This is a genomic window from Streptomyces sp. NPDC085481, from assembly GCF_044541845.1.
Lineage (GTDB): Bacteria > Actinomycetota > Actinomycetes > Streptomycetales > Streptomycetaceae > Streptomyces.
The window spans coordinates 160,860-176,707 of sequence record NZ_JBITTJ010000002.1; the positions used below are offsets into that span (position 1 = coordinate 160,860).

Sequence of the window (15,848 nt, forward strand, 5' to 3'; positions counted from 1 at the left end):
GTGCGCTGATCCGGGGGGAGCCGGGGCGGTGACGGTGCGACTGGTCGTACGGAGCCTCAGCGAGCTGTGCATCACCGTCGGCGCGCTGATCGTCCTCTTCGTCGTCTACGTCCTGTACTGGACCGGCGTGCAGGCGGACAGCGCGACCTCGGGACAGCTCGAAACGCTCCAGCGGGAATGGGTCGACCGGCCCGTCGAGGCCGCGCCCCCGCAGGCCGCCCCGCCCGCCCCCGCGCCGTACACCGACGGCAAGGGCCTCGCCGTCATGTACGTACCCCGCCTCGGCAAGGACTGGGAGTGGCCCGTCCTGGAGGGCACCAGGGCCGGCACCCTGAAGAAGGGGCTCGGCCACTACGCCGGCACCGCCCGCCTCGGCGGGACCGGAAACTTCGCCGTCGCCGGACACCGCCGCACCTACGGCGACCCCTTCAAGGACTTCCCCCGGCTGCGCAAGGGCGACGCCGTCGTCCTCACCGACGGGACGACCTGGTACACGTACCGCGTCGACCGCCCGCCCTACCGGACCGTGCCCACCGACACCGGCGTCATCGACCCCGTACCGAGGAAGTCGGGCTTCGACGGGCCCGGCCGCTACCTCACCCTCACCACCTGCGACCCCGAGTGGGGCAGCAGCCACCGGCTGATCGCCTGGGCGCATCTGGACGCCGCCCAGCCCGTGACCGACGGTCGTCCACAGGCTTTGGACAGCTGACCCCCGACCGCCCCGGCGCCCCGTACTCTGGTGCCGTAACGAACGGAAGGGGCAGCGGACGTCATGTACGGATGGATCTGGCGGCATCTGCCGGGCAACGCCTGGGTTCGGGCGCTGATCTCGGTCGTGCTCGTCCTCGCGGTCGTCTACGCCCTCTTCCAGTACGTGTTCCCCTGGGCGGAGCCGCTGCTTCCGTTCAACGATGTGACGGTGGACGGCCAGTGAGCGCGCGAATTCTCGTCGTCGACAACTACGACAGCTTCGTCTTCAACCTCGTTCAGTACCTCTACCAGCTCGGCGCCGAGTGCGAGGTGCTGCGCAACGACGAGGTCGAACTGAGTCACGCCCAGGACGGGTTCGACGGCGTGCTGCTCTCGCCCGGGCCCGGCGCGCCCGAACAGGCCGGGGTCTGCATCGACATGGTGCGCCACTGCGCCGCCACCGGGGTGCCCGTCTTCGGCGTCTGCCTCGGCATGCAGTCGATGGCCGTCGCGTACGGCGGGGTCGTCGACCGCGCGCCCGAGCTGCTGCACGGCAAGACCTCCCTCGTCTCGCACGAGGGCAAGGGCGTCTTCACCGGGCTGCCCTCGCCGTTCACCGCGACCCGCTACCACTCGCTGGCCGCCGAGCCCGCCGCGCTGCCGGCCGAGCTCGAGGTCACCGCGCGCACCGAGGACGGCATCATCATGGGGCTGCGCCACCGCGAACTTCCCGTCGAGGGCGTGCAGTTCCACCCCGAGTCGGTGCTCACCGAGCACGGCCACCTGATGCTCGCCAACTGGCTGGAGCAGTGCGGCGACAAGGGGGCCGTCGCGCGGTCGGCGGGACTCGCGCCGGTGGTGGGCAAGGCCGTCGCGTGACGGCCGGGTCGCCGTGGTTCCGGGCGACGAACCTGCCGGAGGACGAGCCCGAGCACCAGCAGATACCGGTACCGGGGCCCGTGACCCCGCCAGCGGCCCCGTACGAGCCCGAGACGGCCGTCTACGAGCCGATACCGGGATCGGAGGCCTACCAGGGCCATCAGACGCCCCAGACGCCCCAGGAGGCCTACCAGGCGCCGTACGAGCCGCCCTATGAGGCGTCGTACGAGCCGCCGCGCCAGCCGGCGTCGTACGAGCCGCCCTACGAGGCCCCCTACGAGCCCGCGTACGAGCCCGCGCCCGTGCCCGAGACCGCCGCCCCCGCCGGGGAGCGGCACGACGAGACCATGGCGCTGCGCACCGTCGAGCAGGCCGGCGGCGCGACCCTGCCCGGGCCCGGTCGCGCCGAGCGTCGGCGTGCCGCCAAGCGCAAAGGGCGCGCCCCCGAGCCCGCCGCCGCGCAGGCGCCGGCCGCCCCGCTCTCCCGCGTCGAGGCCCGCCGGGCCGCCCGTGCCGCCAAGGACAGCGTCGGCGTCGTCCTCAGCCGTGTCGTGGGCGAGCTGTTCATCACCTTCGGCGTCGTCATGCTGCTCTTCGTGACCTACCAGCTGTGGTGGACCAACGTCCGCGCCGGACAGCAGACCGACAAGGCCAAGGCGGAGATCGAGAACTCCTGGTCGCACGGCGAGAGCAAGCCGGAGGCCTTCGAGCCCGGCCAGGGCTTCGCCATCATGTACATCCCCAAGCTCGACGTGGTCGTCCCCGTCGCCGAGGGCATCAGCAAGACCAAGGTCCTCGACAAGGGCATGGTCGGCCACTACGGCGAGGGCAAGCTCAAGACCGCCATGCCCGCCGACAAGCAGGGCAACTTCGCCGTCGCAGGCCACCGCAACACCCACGGCGAGCCGTTCCGCTACGTCAACCAGCTGAAGCCGGGCGACCCGATCGTCGTCGAGACCCAGGACGCCTACTACACGTACGAGATGGCGAGCATCCTGCCGCAGACCTCGCCGTCGAACGTCTCCGTCATCGACCCCGTACCGAAGGGATCCGGCTTCACCGGTCCCGGCCGGTACATCACGCTGACCACCTGCACGCCCGAGTTCACCAGCACGTACCGCATGATCGTGTGGGGAAAGCTCGTCGAGGAACGCCCGCGCAGCAAGGGAAAGCCGCAAGCGCTCGTAGGCTGAGCCCCACTGAGACCACCCACCTCCGGACGGGAAGACCTAGTGGCACGTGCGCGCAACCGGATCGCCGGGATCATCAGCGTCTTCGGCGAACTCCTCATCACCGCGGGCCTGGTGCTCGGTCTCTTCGTCGTCTACTCCCTGTGGTGGACCAACGTCCTCGCCGACCGCGCCGCCGACAAGGACGGCGACCAGGTCCGCAACCACTGGGCGGACAGCGGCCCCGGCGCGCTCGACACCAAGGACGGCATCGGCTTCCTCCACGTCCCGGCGATGGGCGACGACGAGGTGCTCGTGAAGAAGGGCACCGACACCAAGACCCTCAACAACGGCGTCGCCGGCTACTACAGCGACCCGATCAAGTCGGCGCTGCCGCAGGACAAGCAGGGCAACTTCACGCTCGCCGCGCACCGGGACGGGCACGGGGCGAAGTTCCACAACATCCACAAGTTGAAGACCGGCGACCCGATCGTCTTCGAGTCGAAGGACACCTGGTACGTCTACAAGGTCTACAAGACCCTCCCGGAGACGACGAAGTACAACGTGGACGTCCTCCAGCCCGTCCCCAAGGAGTCCGGGAAGACCAGGCCCGGCCGCTACATCACCCTGACGACCTGCACCCCGATGTACACCTCGGACTACCGCTACATCGTCTGGGGCGAACTCGCCCGCACCGAGAAGGTCGACGCGCAGAGGACACCGCCGGCGGAGCTCCGCTGACCCCCACCCGCACGACGCGGGCCCACGACGTAGGCCCACCCCACGACGTCGGCCCACGACGTCGGCCCACGACGCGGGCCCCGCACGAAGTAAGCCCCGGCATCCAGGATGCCGGGGCTTACTCACGTCAGTGACGAGGGCGTCTTCAACCGAAGAAGCCGCCGCCCCTCTTCTCGGTCTTCACGTTGACCACCTGGTTCGGCTGGCCCTGCGTGCCCGGCGGCGGGTCCTGCTCCTTGATCACAGCATCGCCGCCGTTGGGGCCGTCGATGCTGCCGAGCTGGTAACCGAAGGCCGTGAGCGTCGCCCTCGCCTGGTCGACGGTCATGCCCGTGACCGGCGGGACCGGCTGCGCCGTCTGCTGCGGGCCCTTGGAGACCTTCAGCGTGACCTGCACGTCCTTCGGCTGGTCCGAGTTGCCGTTCGGGGTCTGCCCGATGACCGTGCCGAGCGGCTGGTCCGAGTCGACGTCCTGACGGGCGACCTGCGTGAAGCCGAGCGCGGCCAGCTGCTGCACCGCCTGGTCGTACGTGCGGTTCGTCACGTCCGGCAGCTGCGACTTCTCCTGCTTGGCCACGGTGATCGTGACCTCGGAGTTCTTCTCGGCCTGCGAGCCGCCCTTGGGCTCCTGGCTCAGCACCTGGCCGGGATCCTCGTCGGACTCCTCGGTCTTCACGACGACCTTGAAGCCCTTGCCGCGCAGCAGCTCCTCGGCGCTCGCCTGCTGCTTCTCGACGACGTCGGGGACCTCGACCTGCGGGGCGCCCTCCGAGACGACCACCGAGATCGTCTCGCCGACGTCCATCTTCGTCGTGCCGTCCGCCGCCGGCATCTGGCTGCAGATCGCGCCCTTCGGCTGCTCGCAGCGCTCGGTGCCGGTCTGCGCGACCTTCACCTGCGAGTTCGGCGCGAGCGCCTCCGCCTCCTTCAGCGTCTTGCCGACGAACTGCGGCACGACCACCTGCTCCGCGCTGTCCTTGGTGTCGAACACCGCGCGGCCGATCAGGATCGCGCCGACCAGCACCAGGACGCCCGCCAGGATCAGCAGGATCGTCGAGGTGTTGGACTTCTTCTGCCGCCGGCGGTCCGGCCGGTCGTCGTAGCCGTAGCCGCCGTCGTCCGGGTTCATCGGCGGCAGCATCGTGGTCTGGCCGCCCGGGTCCGCCTGGCGCAGGGCCGTCGTCGGCTGGTCCTCCGGCGGGTAGCCGTAGCCACCGCCGTACGCGACCGCGCCCATGGCGGCGGTCGCCGCGACGGGCTGGCCGTCGAGGCAGGCCTCGATGTCCGCACGCATCTCGTCGGCGGACTGGTAGCGGTAGTCCGGGTCCTTGACCAGCGCCTTCAGGACGATGGCGTCCATCTCGGGCGTGATCTCGGGGTCGTACACGCTCGGCGGCTGCGGCTCCTCCCGGACGTGCTGGTAGGCCACCGCGACCGGCGAGTCGCCGACGAACGGCGGCCGGACGGTCAGCAGCTCGTACAGCAGGCAGCCGGTGGAGTACAGGTCGGAGCGGGCGTCGACCTGCTCGCCCTTGGCCTGCTCCGGGGAGAGGTACTGGGCCGTGCCGATCACCGCGGCGGTCTGCGTCATGGTCATGCCCGCGTCGCCCATGGCGCGCGCGATGCCGAAGTCCATGACCTTGACCTGGCCGGTGCGCGTCAGCATGACGTTCGCCGGCTTGATGTCACGGTGCACGATCCCGGCGCGGTGCGAGTACTCCAGCGCCTGCAGGATGCCGACGGTCATCTCCAGCGTGCGCTCGGGCAGCAGCTTGCGCCCGGAGTGAAGCAGCTCACGCAGGGTCGACCCGTCGACGTACTCCATCACGATGTACGGGATGGACACCCCGTCGACGTAGTCCTCGCCGGTGTCGTAGACCGCGACGATCGCCGGGTGGTTGAGCGAGGCGGCCGACTGGGCCTCACGGCGGAACCGGGCCTGGAAGGACGGGTCACGGGCGAGGTCCGCCCGCAGCGTCTTCACGGCGACGGTGCGGCCGAGCCGGGTGTCGTGGGCGAGGTAGACCTCGGCCATGCCACCACGGCCGAGCACCGAGCCCAGCTCGTACCGGCCGCCGAGGCGACGCGGCTCTTCCATAGCTTCTCCAGCCCTCTCCGTCTGTCCCGACCGCACCCGTGTGTGCTCCGGCGGTGTGTGCTGTTCGCGCATACGCTACCGGCCGCGGGCAGCCGCTTCGTCCGCCGACCGCCACCTGATACCCGACCGGTATGCGGCCGCCCCCGACCGGGAGGCCGGGGCCGGAAGATCAGCTCTTGCTCTTCATGACCGCCTTCATCACGGCCTTGGCGATAGGCGCCGCAAGGCCGCCACCGCTGATGTCCTCGCGGTCGGTGCCCTCCGAGTCCTCGACGATCACCGCGACGGCGACCGGGGAGCCCTGGGAGGTCTTGGCGTATGAGATGAACCACGCGTAGGGGCGCTTGGAGTTCTTCTCGCCGTGCTGGGCCGTACCCGTCTTGCCGCCGACCTTCACGCCGTCCATGTTCAGGTCGGCGTTGCCACCGGTGCCCTTCTCGACGACGTTCTCCATCATCTCCTGCAGCTGCTGGGCGGTGCGCTGCGAGACCGGGCGGCTGAGCTCCTCCGGCTCGTTCTTCTTGATGAGGTCCACGTTGGGCGCGCGCAGCTCGTCGATCATGTACGGCTTCATCAGCTTGCCGTCGTTGGCGATCGCGGCCGTCACCATCGCCATCTGCAGCGGTGTGGTCGCCGTGTTGAACTGGCCGATCGACGACAGCGCGTTTCCACCGCGGTCGGCATTCTTGTCGTAGACGGAGGCGGCGGAGCGGACCGGGGTGAACTGCTCGGCGTTGAAACCGAACTTCTCGGCCATCTCGACCATCTTGTCCCGGCCGACGTCGTCACCGAGCTTGGCGAAGACCGAGTTGCAGGAGATCCGCAGCGCCTCGTTCAGGCTGGCGTTGGCACAGCCGTTCGCGTGGTTCTTCATCGGCACCGAGGACAGCGGGATCTTCCAGCCCTCGGGAGTCTCCGTCGCCGCGTTGATGTCCGTGACCTTGCCGCTCTCCAGCGCCGCCGCGGCCGTGACGACCTTGAAGACGGAACCCGGCGGGTAGATCTCGCGCAGCGCGCGGTTCAGCTTCGGCTTGTTCTTGTCGCTCTCCAGCGCCTGCCAGGCCTTGGCGTCCTTGTCGTGGTAGCCGGCGAAGGAGCCCGGGTCGTACGACGGGGTGGAGGCGAGCGCCAGGATCTTGCCCGTCGACGGCTCGATCGCGACGACCGCGCCCGTCTTGTTGCCGAGGCCCTTGAACGCGGCCTTCTGCGCCGCCCCGTTCAGGGTGGTGACGACGTCGCCGCCCTTCTTCTTCTCCCCGGTGAACATGGCGAGCGTACGGTCGAAGAAGAGCCGGTCGTCGTTGCCGGTGAGGATGCCGTCCTCGATCTTCTCGATCTGGTTGGCGTCGAAGGCCTGCGAGGCGTAGCCCGTCACCGGCGCCCACATCGGGCCGTCGACGTACGTCCGCTTGAACTTGTAGAACGTGTCGCCCGAGTCGACGGTGCCGGTGATCGGCTTGCCGTCGACGATGATGTTGCCCCGCTCGTTGGAGTAACGCTCGATCGTGACCCGCTTGTTCTTCGGGTGGGCGTTCAGCTCGTCGGCGCGGACGTACTGGAGCCAGTTGTCCCGCAGCAGCAGGGCGAGGACCAGCAGGCCGCAGAAGATCGCGACTCGGCGCAGCGGCTTGTTCACGGACGGACCACCTGCGTCATCTCGGCGTCGGGATTCGGGGCGGGGGAGGGCGCGGGGCGGCGCGCGGTGTCGCTGATACGGATGAGCACACCGATCAGCGCCCAGTTGGCGATCACGGACGAACCACCGTAGGCGAGGAACGGCATCGTCATACCGGTCAGCGGGATGAGCCCCATCACACCGCCGGCGACGACGAACACCTGCAGCGCGAACGCGCCCGACAGGCCCATCGCGAGCAGCTTGCCGAACGGGTCGCGGGCCGCGAGCGCGGTGCGCACACCGCGCTCGATGATCAGGCCGTACAGCAGCAGGAAGACCATGACGCCGGCCAGACCCAGCTCCTCGCCGACGGTGGCGAAGATGAAGTCGGAGTTGGCGGCGAAGCCGATCAGGTCGGAGTTGCCCTGGCCGAGGCCGGTGCCGAGGATGCCGCCGGAGCCGAACGACATCAGCACCTGCGTCATCTGGTCACAGGCGTTGGCCATGTTCGAGGCCTCGGGGGCCGTCTTCAGGCAGCCGAACGGGTCGAGCCAGGCCGCCACACGGGACTGCACGTGGCTGGCGGTCGAACCGACGACCACCGCGCCGCCCGCCGACATCAGCAGACCGATCACGATCCAGCTGGTCCGCTCCGTCGCCACGTACAGCATGATCACGAACATGCCGAAGAACAGCAGCGACGTACCGAGGTCGTTCTCGAAGACCAGGATGAGGAGGCTGACCGCCCAGATCGTCACGATCGGGCCGAGGTCACGGCCACGCGGCAGATAGAGCCCCATGAACCGGCGGCTCGCAAGCGCCAGCGCGTCCCGCTTCACCATGAGGTAGCCGGAGAAGAACACGGCCAGGACCAGCTTGGCGAACTCGCCCGGCTGGATCGAGAAACCGGCGACGTTGATCCAGATCTTCGCGCCGAAGACGTCCGAGCCGAGGCCCGGCACCAGCGGCAGCAGCAGCAGGACGAGCGCCGCCACCATCGAGATGTACGTGTAGCGCTGCAGGACCCGGTGGTCCTTCAGGATCAGCAGCACACCCACGAACATGGCGATGCCGATCGCCGAGTACAGCATCTGCTTCGGAGCGTCCGGGCTGAACGAGCCGTACGCGTTCGTCGCCCGCTGGATCAGCCGCGGCGACTGGTCGAGCCGCCAGATCAGCACCAGGCCGAGCCCGTTGAGCAGCGTGCCCAGCGGCAGCAGCAGCGGATCCGCGTACGGGGCGAACTTGCGCACCACCAGGTGCGCGACGCCCGCGAGCAGGCCGAGGCCCAGCCCGTACCCGAGCATGCCCGGCGGCACCTTGCCGTCGATCGCCAGACCGACGTTGAGGTACGCGAACACCGGGATGACGACGGCGAACGCGAGCAACGCCAGCTCGGTGTTGCGGCGGCTCGGCGCCTCGATCGCGCCGATGGTGGTCGTGTTGGTGACAACGCTCATGGTGGTGAAAGGCCCCCTACGGGTCTGCCTACTGCTTGCCGCAGTTCGAGGCCAGCTTCTGCTCCTCCGCGGACAGGGTCGGACCCGGGGACGGTGCGGCTGTGGTGGGCTTGGAGTTCGGGGTGGAGCCCGCGGTGCCCTCGGACGGCGGCGGCGTGCTCGCCTTGTCCGCGGCGTCCGCGGCGGCCTTGCGGCGCTCCTCGGTCTTCTTGCAGGCCGAGGCCTGCACGGAGAGCTCCGCGATCTTCGTCTGCGCCTTGCCGAGGTTGCCGCCGGCGATCGTGTCCTCGACCTGCTTGCGCTGATACGCCGGCAGGTACTTGAGTTCGATCTCGGGGTGGTCCTTCTCGACCTCCGAGAGCTTCACCCACGCCAGGTCCTGGCTGATGCCCCGGTACAGCGCCACGTGCTCGTCCTTCGACCCCACGTAGTACTGCGTCTGCGTCCAGCGGTACCCGCCGTACAGCGCGCCACCGACCACGGCGAGCGCGAGCACGAGCAGGAAGGACCGCTTCAGCCACTTGCGGCCGGCCGAACGCGGCTTCACGAAGTCGTCGTCCACGTACGAACCGAAGGAGCCCTGCGGGGGCATCCCGCCGTAGCCGTGGTCGTCACCGCTGCCGGGCGGGCCGAACCCGCCCGTGGGCGGCTGCTGGTGCGGCGGACGGCCGAGCCCGGACGCGCGGCCCGCCGGCGTGTGCATCGCACCGCCGTCGTTCAGCTGCGCCTGGTTCTCCGCGACCGCGCCCACGATCACCGGGGTGTCGCTGAGGTGACCGGCCAGGGTGTCACCGCCGTCGACGTCGAGGACGTCGGCGACGATCACCGTGATGTTGTCCGGGCCGCCGCCGCGCAGCGCGAGCTGGATCAGCTCCTGCACGGTCTCCTGCGGGCCCTGGTAGCTGGCGAGGGTCTCCTCGAGCGTCTGGTGCGAGACCACGCCCGACAGGCCGTCGGAACAGACCAGATAGCGGTCGCCGGCCCGCACCTCACGGATGGAGAGATCGGGCTCGACGTGGTCGCCGCTGCCCAGCGCCCGCATCAGCAGCGAACGCTGCGGATGCGTCGTCGCCTCCTCCTCGGTGATCCGGCCCTCGTCGACGAGCCGCTGCACCCAGGTGTGGTCCTGCGTGATCTGCGTGAGCACGCCGTCGCGCAGCAGATAGGCGCGCGAGTCGCCGACGTGCACCAGGCCGAGGCGCTGGCCCGTCCACAGCAGGGCGGTGAGCGTCGTGCCCATGCCCTCCAGCTGCGGGTCCTCCTCGACCATCATCCGCAGCTGGTCGTTGGCGCGCTGCACCGCCGTACCGAGCGAGGTGAGGATGTCGGAGCCGGGGACGTCGTCGTCGAGCGTCACCAGGGTGGAGATCACCTCGGACGAGGCGACCTCACCGGCGGCCTGGCCGCCCATGCCGTCGGCGATGGCGAGCAGCCGCGGACCGGCGTAACCCGAGTCCTCGTTGCCCTCGCGGATCATGCCCTTGTGCGAGCCCGCGGCGAAACGCAGTGACAGACTCATGCCCACCTGCCCTGTCGGCGCCGACTCGGGGTGCCGCCGGTCTCGAGCCACACTGCCCACCCTCCGGTCGGGAGCCGGTACCCGCCCTGGCCCGCTGCCCGGGCTGCCGCGCGGCTCTGGAGACGGCCCGTCGTGGGGACCGTCCCGGCGCGCTCGCTCCGCTCGCACTCATACATGACGTAGCACTACTTCCGCAGCTCGATGACGGTCTTGCCGATGCGGATCGGCGCGCCCAGCGGAATCGGTGTGGCGGTGGTCAGGCGGGTCCGGTCGAGATACGTGCCGTTGGTGGACCCGAGATCCTCGACGATCCACTGGCCGTCCCGGTCCGGGTAGATCCTGGCGTGCCTGCTGGACGCGTAGTCGTCGTCCAGCACGATCGTCGAGTCGTGGGCCCGGCCCAGCGTGATGGTCTGCCCCTGCAGGGCGACCGTCGTGCCGGTGAGGGTGCCCTCGGAGACGACGAGTTTGGTCGGGGCGCCGCGGCGCTGGCGGCCACCGCCGCCCGCCGGCTGCTGGCCACGCTGCTGCGGGGGCGCCGCCTGGCGCGCGTTCTGCTGCTGCGGACGCGCCTCCTGGCGACGCGAACCGCGCTGGGTGACCCGCGTGCCGAACAGGTCACTACGAATGACCTGGACGGCCACGATCACGAACAGCCACAGAACGGCCAGGAAACCCAACCGCATGACCGTCAGGGTCAGCTCTGACATTGCCCCCGCTTCACCCTTCGGCTTGCCGGTAAACGATGGTGGTGCTGCCCACGACGATCCGCGAGCCGTCGCGGAGCGTAGCGCGGGTGGTGTGCTGCCCGTCCACCACGATGCCGTTGGTGGACCCGAGATCCGCGATCGTCGAGGGCGTTCCGGTCCGGATCTCGCAGTGCCGGCGCGAGACGCCGGGATCGTCGATCCTCACGTCCGCGTCGGTGCTGCGGCCGAGGACCAGGGTCGGGCGGGAAATCTGGTGACGGGTGCCGTTGATCTCGATCCAGCGGCGCACCTGACCGCCCCCGCCGGGCGCTGATGCCGCACCGCCCGGACGGGCGGTGGCCGGAGCCGTCGGACGGTGACCGGGCACGGCCGGGGCACCGGGCGGCGGGGACGCGGGCATCGGCGGAGCACCGGCCGGCGGATAGCCGTAGCCACCGCGAGCCGGCTGCTGCTGACCGCCCTGCGGCCCCTGCTGGAAACCACCGGGGGCGCCCGGACCGGGCTGCTGCGGCTGTGACGAACTCGACGCGAGGGTGCGGCTGCGTACCCGGTACAGACCGGTGTCGAGGTCGTCGGCCTTCTCCAGATGGACCTTGATCGGGCCCATGAAGGTGTACCGCTGCTGCTTGGCGTAGTCCCTGACCAGGCCGGCGAGCTCGTCGCCGAGCTGGCCCGAGTAGGGGCTGAGGCGCTCGTAGTCCGGCGCGCTCAGCTCCACGATGAAGTCGTTGGGGACGACGGTCCGCTCGCGGTTCCAGATCGTCGCGTTGTTGTCGCACTCGCGCTGGAGCGCGCCGGCGATCTCGACGGGCTGGACCTCGGACTTGAAGACCTTGGCGAAGGTGCCGTTGACCAGACCTTCGAGTCGCTGCTCGAACCGCTTCAGGACTCCCATGGGGCACCTCCTCCGTCGTTGTCGTCCTGGTACTGCTTACTGATCGTATCCACGCGTCGGGAAATCGGCTGGTTCCCCTTCTCTGCCCTGTGGACGAGTGTCACCTCTCACAGACCTTCCGCAGACCTTTCCCCATGGATCGTAGAGGCGGCCTGTGGACAGTGTCCCGCACCGGGGGCGGAGCAGGAGGGTCCCGTGCGTCAACCGTCCCTCATCCACCCCGCTGTTCCCCACCCTCCTCTCCTTCGCTCCCTGTTCCCTCCTCTCTCCTCCTCATCCGAGGGGCGGTCGAAACAACGGATGTGAATCCACGGTCTGCGACGTGCTAATCTTCAGATGTCGCCAGGCGAACGGACCGAAAGGTGAGGGAGCCGGGAGACCACCCAATGCGCGGGTGGCGGAATAGGCAGACGCGCTGGATTCAGGTTCCAGTGCCCGCAAGGGCGTGGGGGTTCAACTCCCCCCTCGCGCACAAGACGGAAGCCCCGTAGGTCGGAAGACCTACGGGGCTTCTGCGTTGCCGCCGGGCGGTGGGCGCGGGTGTGGACGCGTGGCCGGGCTTCGTCTTCGTGGTCGGGTTGGGTCCGCGCTTGGGTGTGCCCGCGTGGTCGGGCGGGGTTCGCGCGGCTCGGGCTGGGTCCGGGGTAGGCGGGCTGTGCCCGCGCGCCCCGCCGACGCGACGTTCGTCGCTGCGGGGAGAGACGAAAGAGGACCGCGGGCGGGCCGCGGCGGCGCCTATCGTGCGGGCGTGGAAGCTCCTACGAAGATCAGGGACTGGATCGGCGCCGGGTGGCGCTGGTTCGCGGTGCCCGCGCAATGGTCGCGGCGCAGGACCGCCGGCGAGGTGGTCCTCGCCGTCGTCATGGCGCTGCTCGCCGCCGGCACCCACGACGTCCTCGGGGGCGAGGGCTGGGAGCTCGCCGGCGTCGCCCTGGGCTCGGCCGTGCTGTCGGTGCTGCGGCGCAGACTACCCGCGAGCGTGCTCATCGTCACCTCGCTCCTCGTGCCCTTCATACCGGGCTTCCTCGCGCTGCTGATACTGATCGGCTGGTCGGCCGGGCGCTACATCGCGGGTGCCGGCCGGGCCCTCGCCGCGTACACCGCCGCGTACGTGCTGAACATCGCGGCCACGCTGGTCGAGGCCTGGGACCAGCACCTGATGCTGACCCTCGCCTTCGTCACGACGCTCTACTTCCTGGGGACGACGCTCGCCCCCGGCCTGGCCCACCGCTACTGGACCCAGCGCCGGACCCTGCTGCACGCGCTGCAACACAGCAACGCCCAGCTGATCAGGGAGCGGGCGATGGTCGCCGGGCAGGCCAGGCTGCGTGAGCGGCAGCGGATCGCCCAGGACATGCACGACAGCCTCGGCCACCAGCTGGCGCTGATCTCCGTGCACACCGGCGCCCTGGAGGTGGATCCCGACCTGACGGACCGCCAGCGGGAGGCCGTCGGCGTGCTGCGGAACGCGTCCGTGGACGCCATGCACGAGCTGCGCGAGGTCGTGGGCATCCTCCGGGACGGCGTGCGGGCCCCGGACGACACCGGGGGAGCGCCGGTGGCACCGCCGGGCGACGAGACGGGGCGGGCGGCGCGGGGGACCGCCGGCATCGAGGGACTCGTCACATCGGCCCGCTCCGCCGGGACCTCGATCGAGCTGTCCCGGCTGGGTGACTCCCGTGCGCTCGCGCCGGCCGTCGACCACGCCGCGTACCGGATCGTCCAGGAAGGCCTGACAAACGCCTACAAGTACGCGCCGGGCGCCCGGATCAGCGTCGAGGTGCGCTACGAACCGGACGCGTTCGTCGTCGAGGTCCTCAACGAGGAGGCGGCCGCCGAGCCGGCGGGCGTCGTCAGCGGCGGCCAGGGCCTGACCGGCCTGCACGAGCGGGCCCGTCTTGTCGGCGGCATCGTCCATGCCGGCCCGGCGGACGGCGGCGGCTTCCGGGTCGCGGGAGTCCTGCCCTACGGGGTGGTCGAGGCCGCGCCGTACGTCGACCCGGACGGCGATCCCTTCGCCGCACCTCCCGGTGCACTCGGCGGCGGATTCGCAGGGGGTTTCGCCGGTGGACTGGCCGGTGGGCTAGCCGGGCCGCTGCCGGGCGCCTTTCCCGCCGCGTCTTTCGTCGATGTGGCCGACGACTTCCGGCAGCAGTCGAAGCGGCCGCTCGCCCGCGACGGTGGTCGGGTCGCAGTCGGACCGTCCGACTGGACGGTGACCGAACGGGAGCTGGCGATGGCGATGAAGGCGGGCAGCGGCAGGAGCACGGGCGGCGGGATCGCGCTGGGATGCGGGATCGCGCTGGCGGCGCTCGTGCTGCTGCTGGTGGCGGGGGGCTTCGGCGTCTGGTTCCTGATCGGCTCGGTGGAGAAGGGGATGATCGACCCCGGCGAGTACGACGCGGTGAAGGTCGGACAGAGCGAGCAGGAGGTGCGCGACCGACTTCCTTCGGGCGACACGATCGCCACCACGGGCCTGCACGGAAAGGGCCCCAAAGAGCCCGAAGGATCCTCGTGCCTGGTCCTGATGAGCTCGGTGGTGACCGACGAGGTCGAGCGGGAGCCCGTTTTCCGGTTCTGCTTCAAGGACGGCAAGCTGATCGAGAAGAAGTCGTACGACGTCGTGCGCTAAGCCTGCCCCGGGGTGACCGGCGCTCGGGAGCACCCGGGAGGGTCCGGGGGTGCCCGGGGTGTGGGGGCGCAGGCCCGTTCGTATCGCTAGCCGTTGGGGAGTGGCTGTGGCAGGGCAGCACATCAGGGTCGTGATCGCCGATGACGAGCCCTTGATCAGGGCCGGAATCCGGATGATCCTCACCTCCGATCAGGAGATCGAGGTCGTCGCGGAGGCCGCGAACGGCCGGGAGGCCGTCGATCTGGCCCGCGCGCACGCGGCCGACGTCGTGCTGCTCGACATCCAGATGCCCGTACTGGACGGGCTCTCCGCCCTGCCGGAGCTGCGCCGCGCGGCGCCGTCGACTCGGGTGATCGTGCTGACCACCTTCGGCGAACGGGAGAACGTGCTGCGGGCGCTGGAACACGGCGGCGCGGGGTTCCTGCTCAAGGACACGGCGCCGGCCGAGCTGATCCGGGCCGTTCGGGCGGCCGCCGCGGGTGACGCGTATCTCTCCCCCGCCGCCACCCGGCACGTCGTCGAGCAGCTGGCCTCGGGGCGGGAGGCGGCCCGGGCGGAGCAGGCACGGTCCCGGCTGACGGCCCTCAGCGAACGGGAGCGCGAGGTCCTCGCCCTGCTCGGGGAGGGGCTCTCCAATGCGGACGCGGGGCGGCGGCTGCACATGAGCGAGGCCACCGTGAAGACGTACGTGAGCCGCATCCTGGCCAAGCTGGGCTGCGAGAACCGGGTCCAGGCGGCACTTCTCGCGCGGGACGCGGGGCTCTGACGGGGTTCTGACGGGGGCCTTCGGGAGCTGTTTCTTCGGGGCCGTCGGCGGTCGACGGGGGCGGACCCGGGGCTGAAGGGGGTGGACTGGGCTGGGCCGGGGCTGACGGCGGTGGACCGGGGCTGGCGGGGGCCGTCGTGTTCGTCCGGTCCTTACGGCTTGTCTCCTTGCAGCTTGTCTGTGGGGAGGCCGGCGCCGCCCGCCGCGTTGTAGCGCAGGAGGTAGCCGGCGAAGCGGGCGAGGTCGTCGGCCGACCAGTCCCTGAGGCGCTCCTCGTAGGCGGCGAGCCGGCTGGCCTGGGTCGAGGCGAGGAGCTCGGATCCCGCCCGGGTCGGGTGCAGCACCTGGACGCGGTGGTCGTCCGGGTCGGGCCGCCGCTCGACCAGCCCGAGCTTCTCCAGGCCGGCGACCTGGCGGCTCACCGTCGACTTGTCCAGGAGGTAGTGCGCGGCGAGGTCCGTGGCCCGGCAGCCCTGCTGGTCGTCGATGTGGGCGAGGAGCGTGTACGAGACCAGCGGCAGTTCCGGGTGGAGCCGGGCCGCCGCGGCCCGCGCCCGGCGGGCGAAGGCGGTCAGTTCCCGTTGGATCGTGTCGAGGGATGTCTCCCGCGCGCCGCCGCTCATGGTGCGCTCCTTGCTGCCGTCGGCCGGGCCCCGCCGGCCGGACCTTCC

Annotated in this window: 14 protein-coding genes and 1 tRNA gene; 8 read left to right on the top strand and 7 right to left on the bottom strand. The window is 70.5% G+C overall.

Features of this window, described 5'->3' with window-relative positions:
* Nucleotides 1-28: 28 nt before the first annotated feature.
* The 5 genes from ACIGEZ_RS06595 to ACIGEZ_RS06615 all read left to right on the top strand — a co-directional run bounded on the left by ACIGEZ_RS06595 (nt 29) and on the right by ACIGEZ_RS06615 (nt 3,482).
* The gene (locus tag ACIGEZ_RS06595; protein WP_399826585.1) at nt 29-712 is read left to right on the top strand and encodes a class E sortase; all 684 of its coding nucleotides are present in this window, start codon (nt 29-31) and stop codon (nt 710-712) included.
* A gap of 63 nt (nt 713-775) precedes the next feature.
* The gene (locus ACIGEZ_RS06600; protein ID WP_383489672.1) at nt 776-937 is read left to right on the top strand and encodes a hypothetical protein; all 162 of its coding nucleotides are present in this window, start codon (nt 776-778) and stop codon (nt 935-937) included.
* Nucleotides 934-1,572 (top strand): aminodeoxychorismate/anthranilate synthase component II, encoded by a 639-nt coding sequence (locus ACIGEZ_RS06605; RefSeq protein ID WP_399826589.1) that lies wholly within the window; start codon nt 934-936, stop codon nt 1,570-1,572. The genes ACIGEZ_RS06600 and ACIGEZ_RS06605 overlap by 4 nt, the downstream gene beginning before the upstream one ends.
* Nucleotides 1,569-2,765, top strand: coding sequence for a class E sortase (locus ACIGEZ_RS06610; RefSeq protein ID WP_399826591.1), 1,197 nt, complete (start codon nt 1,569-1,571; stop codon nt 2,763-2,765). The genes ACIGEZ_RS06605 and ACIGEZ_RS06610 overlap by 4 nt, the downstream gene beginning before the upstream one ends.
* Before the next feature lie 39 nt (nt 2,766-2,804).
* Nucleotides 2,805-3,482 carry a class E sortase gene (locus ACIGEZ_RS06615; protein ID WP_399826594.1) on the top strand — a complete coding sequence of 226 codons (678 nt, stop codon included), beginning with the start codon at nt 2,805-2,807 and terminating at the stop codon, nt 3,480-3,482.
* A gap of 145 nt (nt 3,483-3,627) precedes the next feature.
* Here ACIGEZ_RS06615 and pknB read toward each other — a convergent pair whose 3' ends face one another.
* The 6 genes from pknB to ACIGEZ_RS06645 form a co-directional block, all read right to left on the bottom strand.
* Nucleotides 3,628-5,580, bottom strand: coding sequence for a Stk1 family PASTA domain-containing Ser/Thr kinase (gene pknB, locus ACIGEZ_RS06620; RefSeq protein WP_399826596.1), 1,953 nt, complete (start codon nt 5,578-5,580; stop codon nt 3,628-3,630).
* Nucleotides 5,581-5,749: 169 nt separating this feature from the next.
* Complete coding sequence (locus tag ACIGEZ_RS06625; protein ID WP_399826599.1) at nt 5,750-7,216, bottom strand: peptidoglycan D,D-transpeptidase FtsI family protein; 1,467 nt, start codon at nt 7,214-7,216, stop codon at nt 5,750-5,752.
* Nucleotides 7,213-8,655, bottom strand: a complete 1,443-nt coding sequence (locus ACIGEZ_RS06630; protein ID WP_399826602.1) for an FtsW/RodA/SpoVE family cell cycle protein — start codon at nt 8,653-8,655, stop codon at nt 7,213-7,215. Before ACIGEZ_RS06630 ends, ACIGEZ_RS06625 begins: the two co-directional genes overlap by 4 nt.
* 28 nt (nt 8,656-8,683) lie before the next feature.
* Entirely contained in the window at nt 8,684-10,174 is a 1,491-nt protein-coding gene (locus ACIGEZ_RS06635) for a Stp1/IreP family PP2C-type Ser/Thr phosphatase (protein ID WP_399826604.1), read from the bottom strand.
* 185 nt (nt 10,175-10,359) lie between these two features.
* Nucleotides 10,360-10,884 carry an FHA domain-containing protein gene (locus ACIGEZ_RS06640; protein ID WP_399826607.1) on the bottom strand — a complete coding sequence of 175 codons (525 nt, stop codon included), beginning with the start codon at nt 10,882-10,884 and terminating at the stop codon, nt 10,360-10,362.
* 10 nt (nt 10,885-10,894) lie between these two features.
* Nucleotides 10,895-11,779: an FhaA domain-containing protein gene (locus ACIGEZ_RS06645; RefSeq protein WP_399826609.1), complete on the bottom strand. Its 885-nt coding sequence runs from the start codon at nt 11,777-11,779 to the stop codon at nt 10,895-10,897.
* A gap of 388 nt (nt 11,780-12,167) precedes the next feature.
* Here ACIGEZ_RS06645 and ACIGEZ_RS06650 point away from each other — a divergent pair.
* The 3 genes from ACIGEZ_RS06650 (at nt 12,168) to ACIGEZ_RS06660 (ending at nt 15,177) form a co-directional block, all read left to right on the top strand.
* Nucleotides 12,168-12,251: transfer RNA gene (locus tag ACIGEZ_RS06650), tRNA-Leu, on the top strand.
* Between the two features lie 276 nt (nt 12,252-12,527).
* Nucleotides 12,528-14,411: a sensor histidine kinase gene (locus ACIGEZ_RS06655; protein WP_399826612.1), complete on the top strand. Its 1,884-nt coding sequence runs from the start codon at nt 12,528-12,530 to the stop codon at nt 14,409-14,411.
* A gap of 106 nt (nt 14,412-14,517) precedes the next feature.
* Nucleotides 14,518-15,177 carry a response regulator gene (locus tag ACIGEZ_RS06660; protein ID WP_399826614.1) on the top strand — a complete coding sequence of 220 codons (660 nt, stop codon included), beginning with the start codon at nt 14,518-14,520 and terminating at the stop codon, nt 15,175-15,177.
* A gap of 152 nt (nt 15,178-15,329) precedes the next feature.
* Here the strand turns inward: ACIGEZ_RS06660 and ACIGEZ_RS06665 are convergent, their stop codons facing one another.
* Nucleotides 15,330-15,800 (bottom strand): MarR family winged helix-turn-helix transcriptional regulator, encoded by a 471-nt coding sequence (locus tag ACIGEZ_RS06665; RefSeq protein WP_399826617.1) that lies wholly within the window; start codon nt 15,798-15,800, stop codon nt 15,330-15,332.
* Nucleotides 15,801-15,848 lie beyond the last annotated feature (48 nt).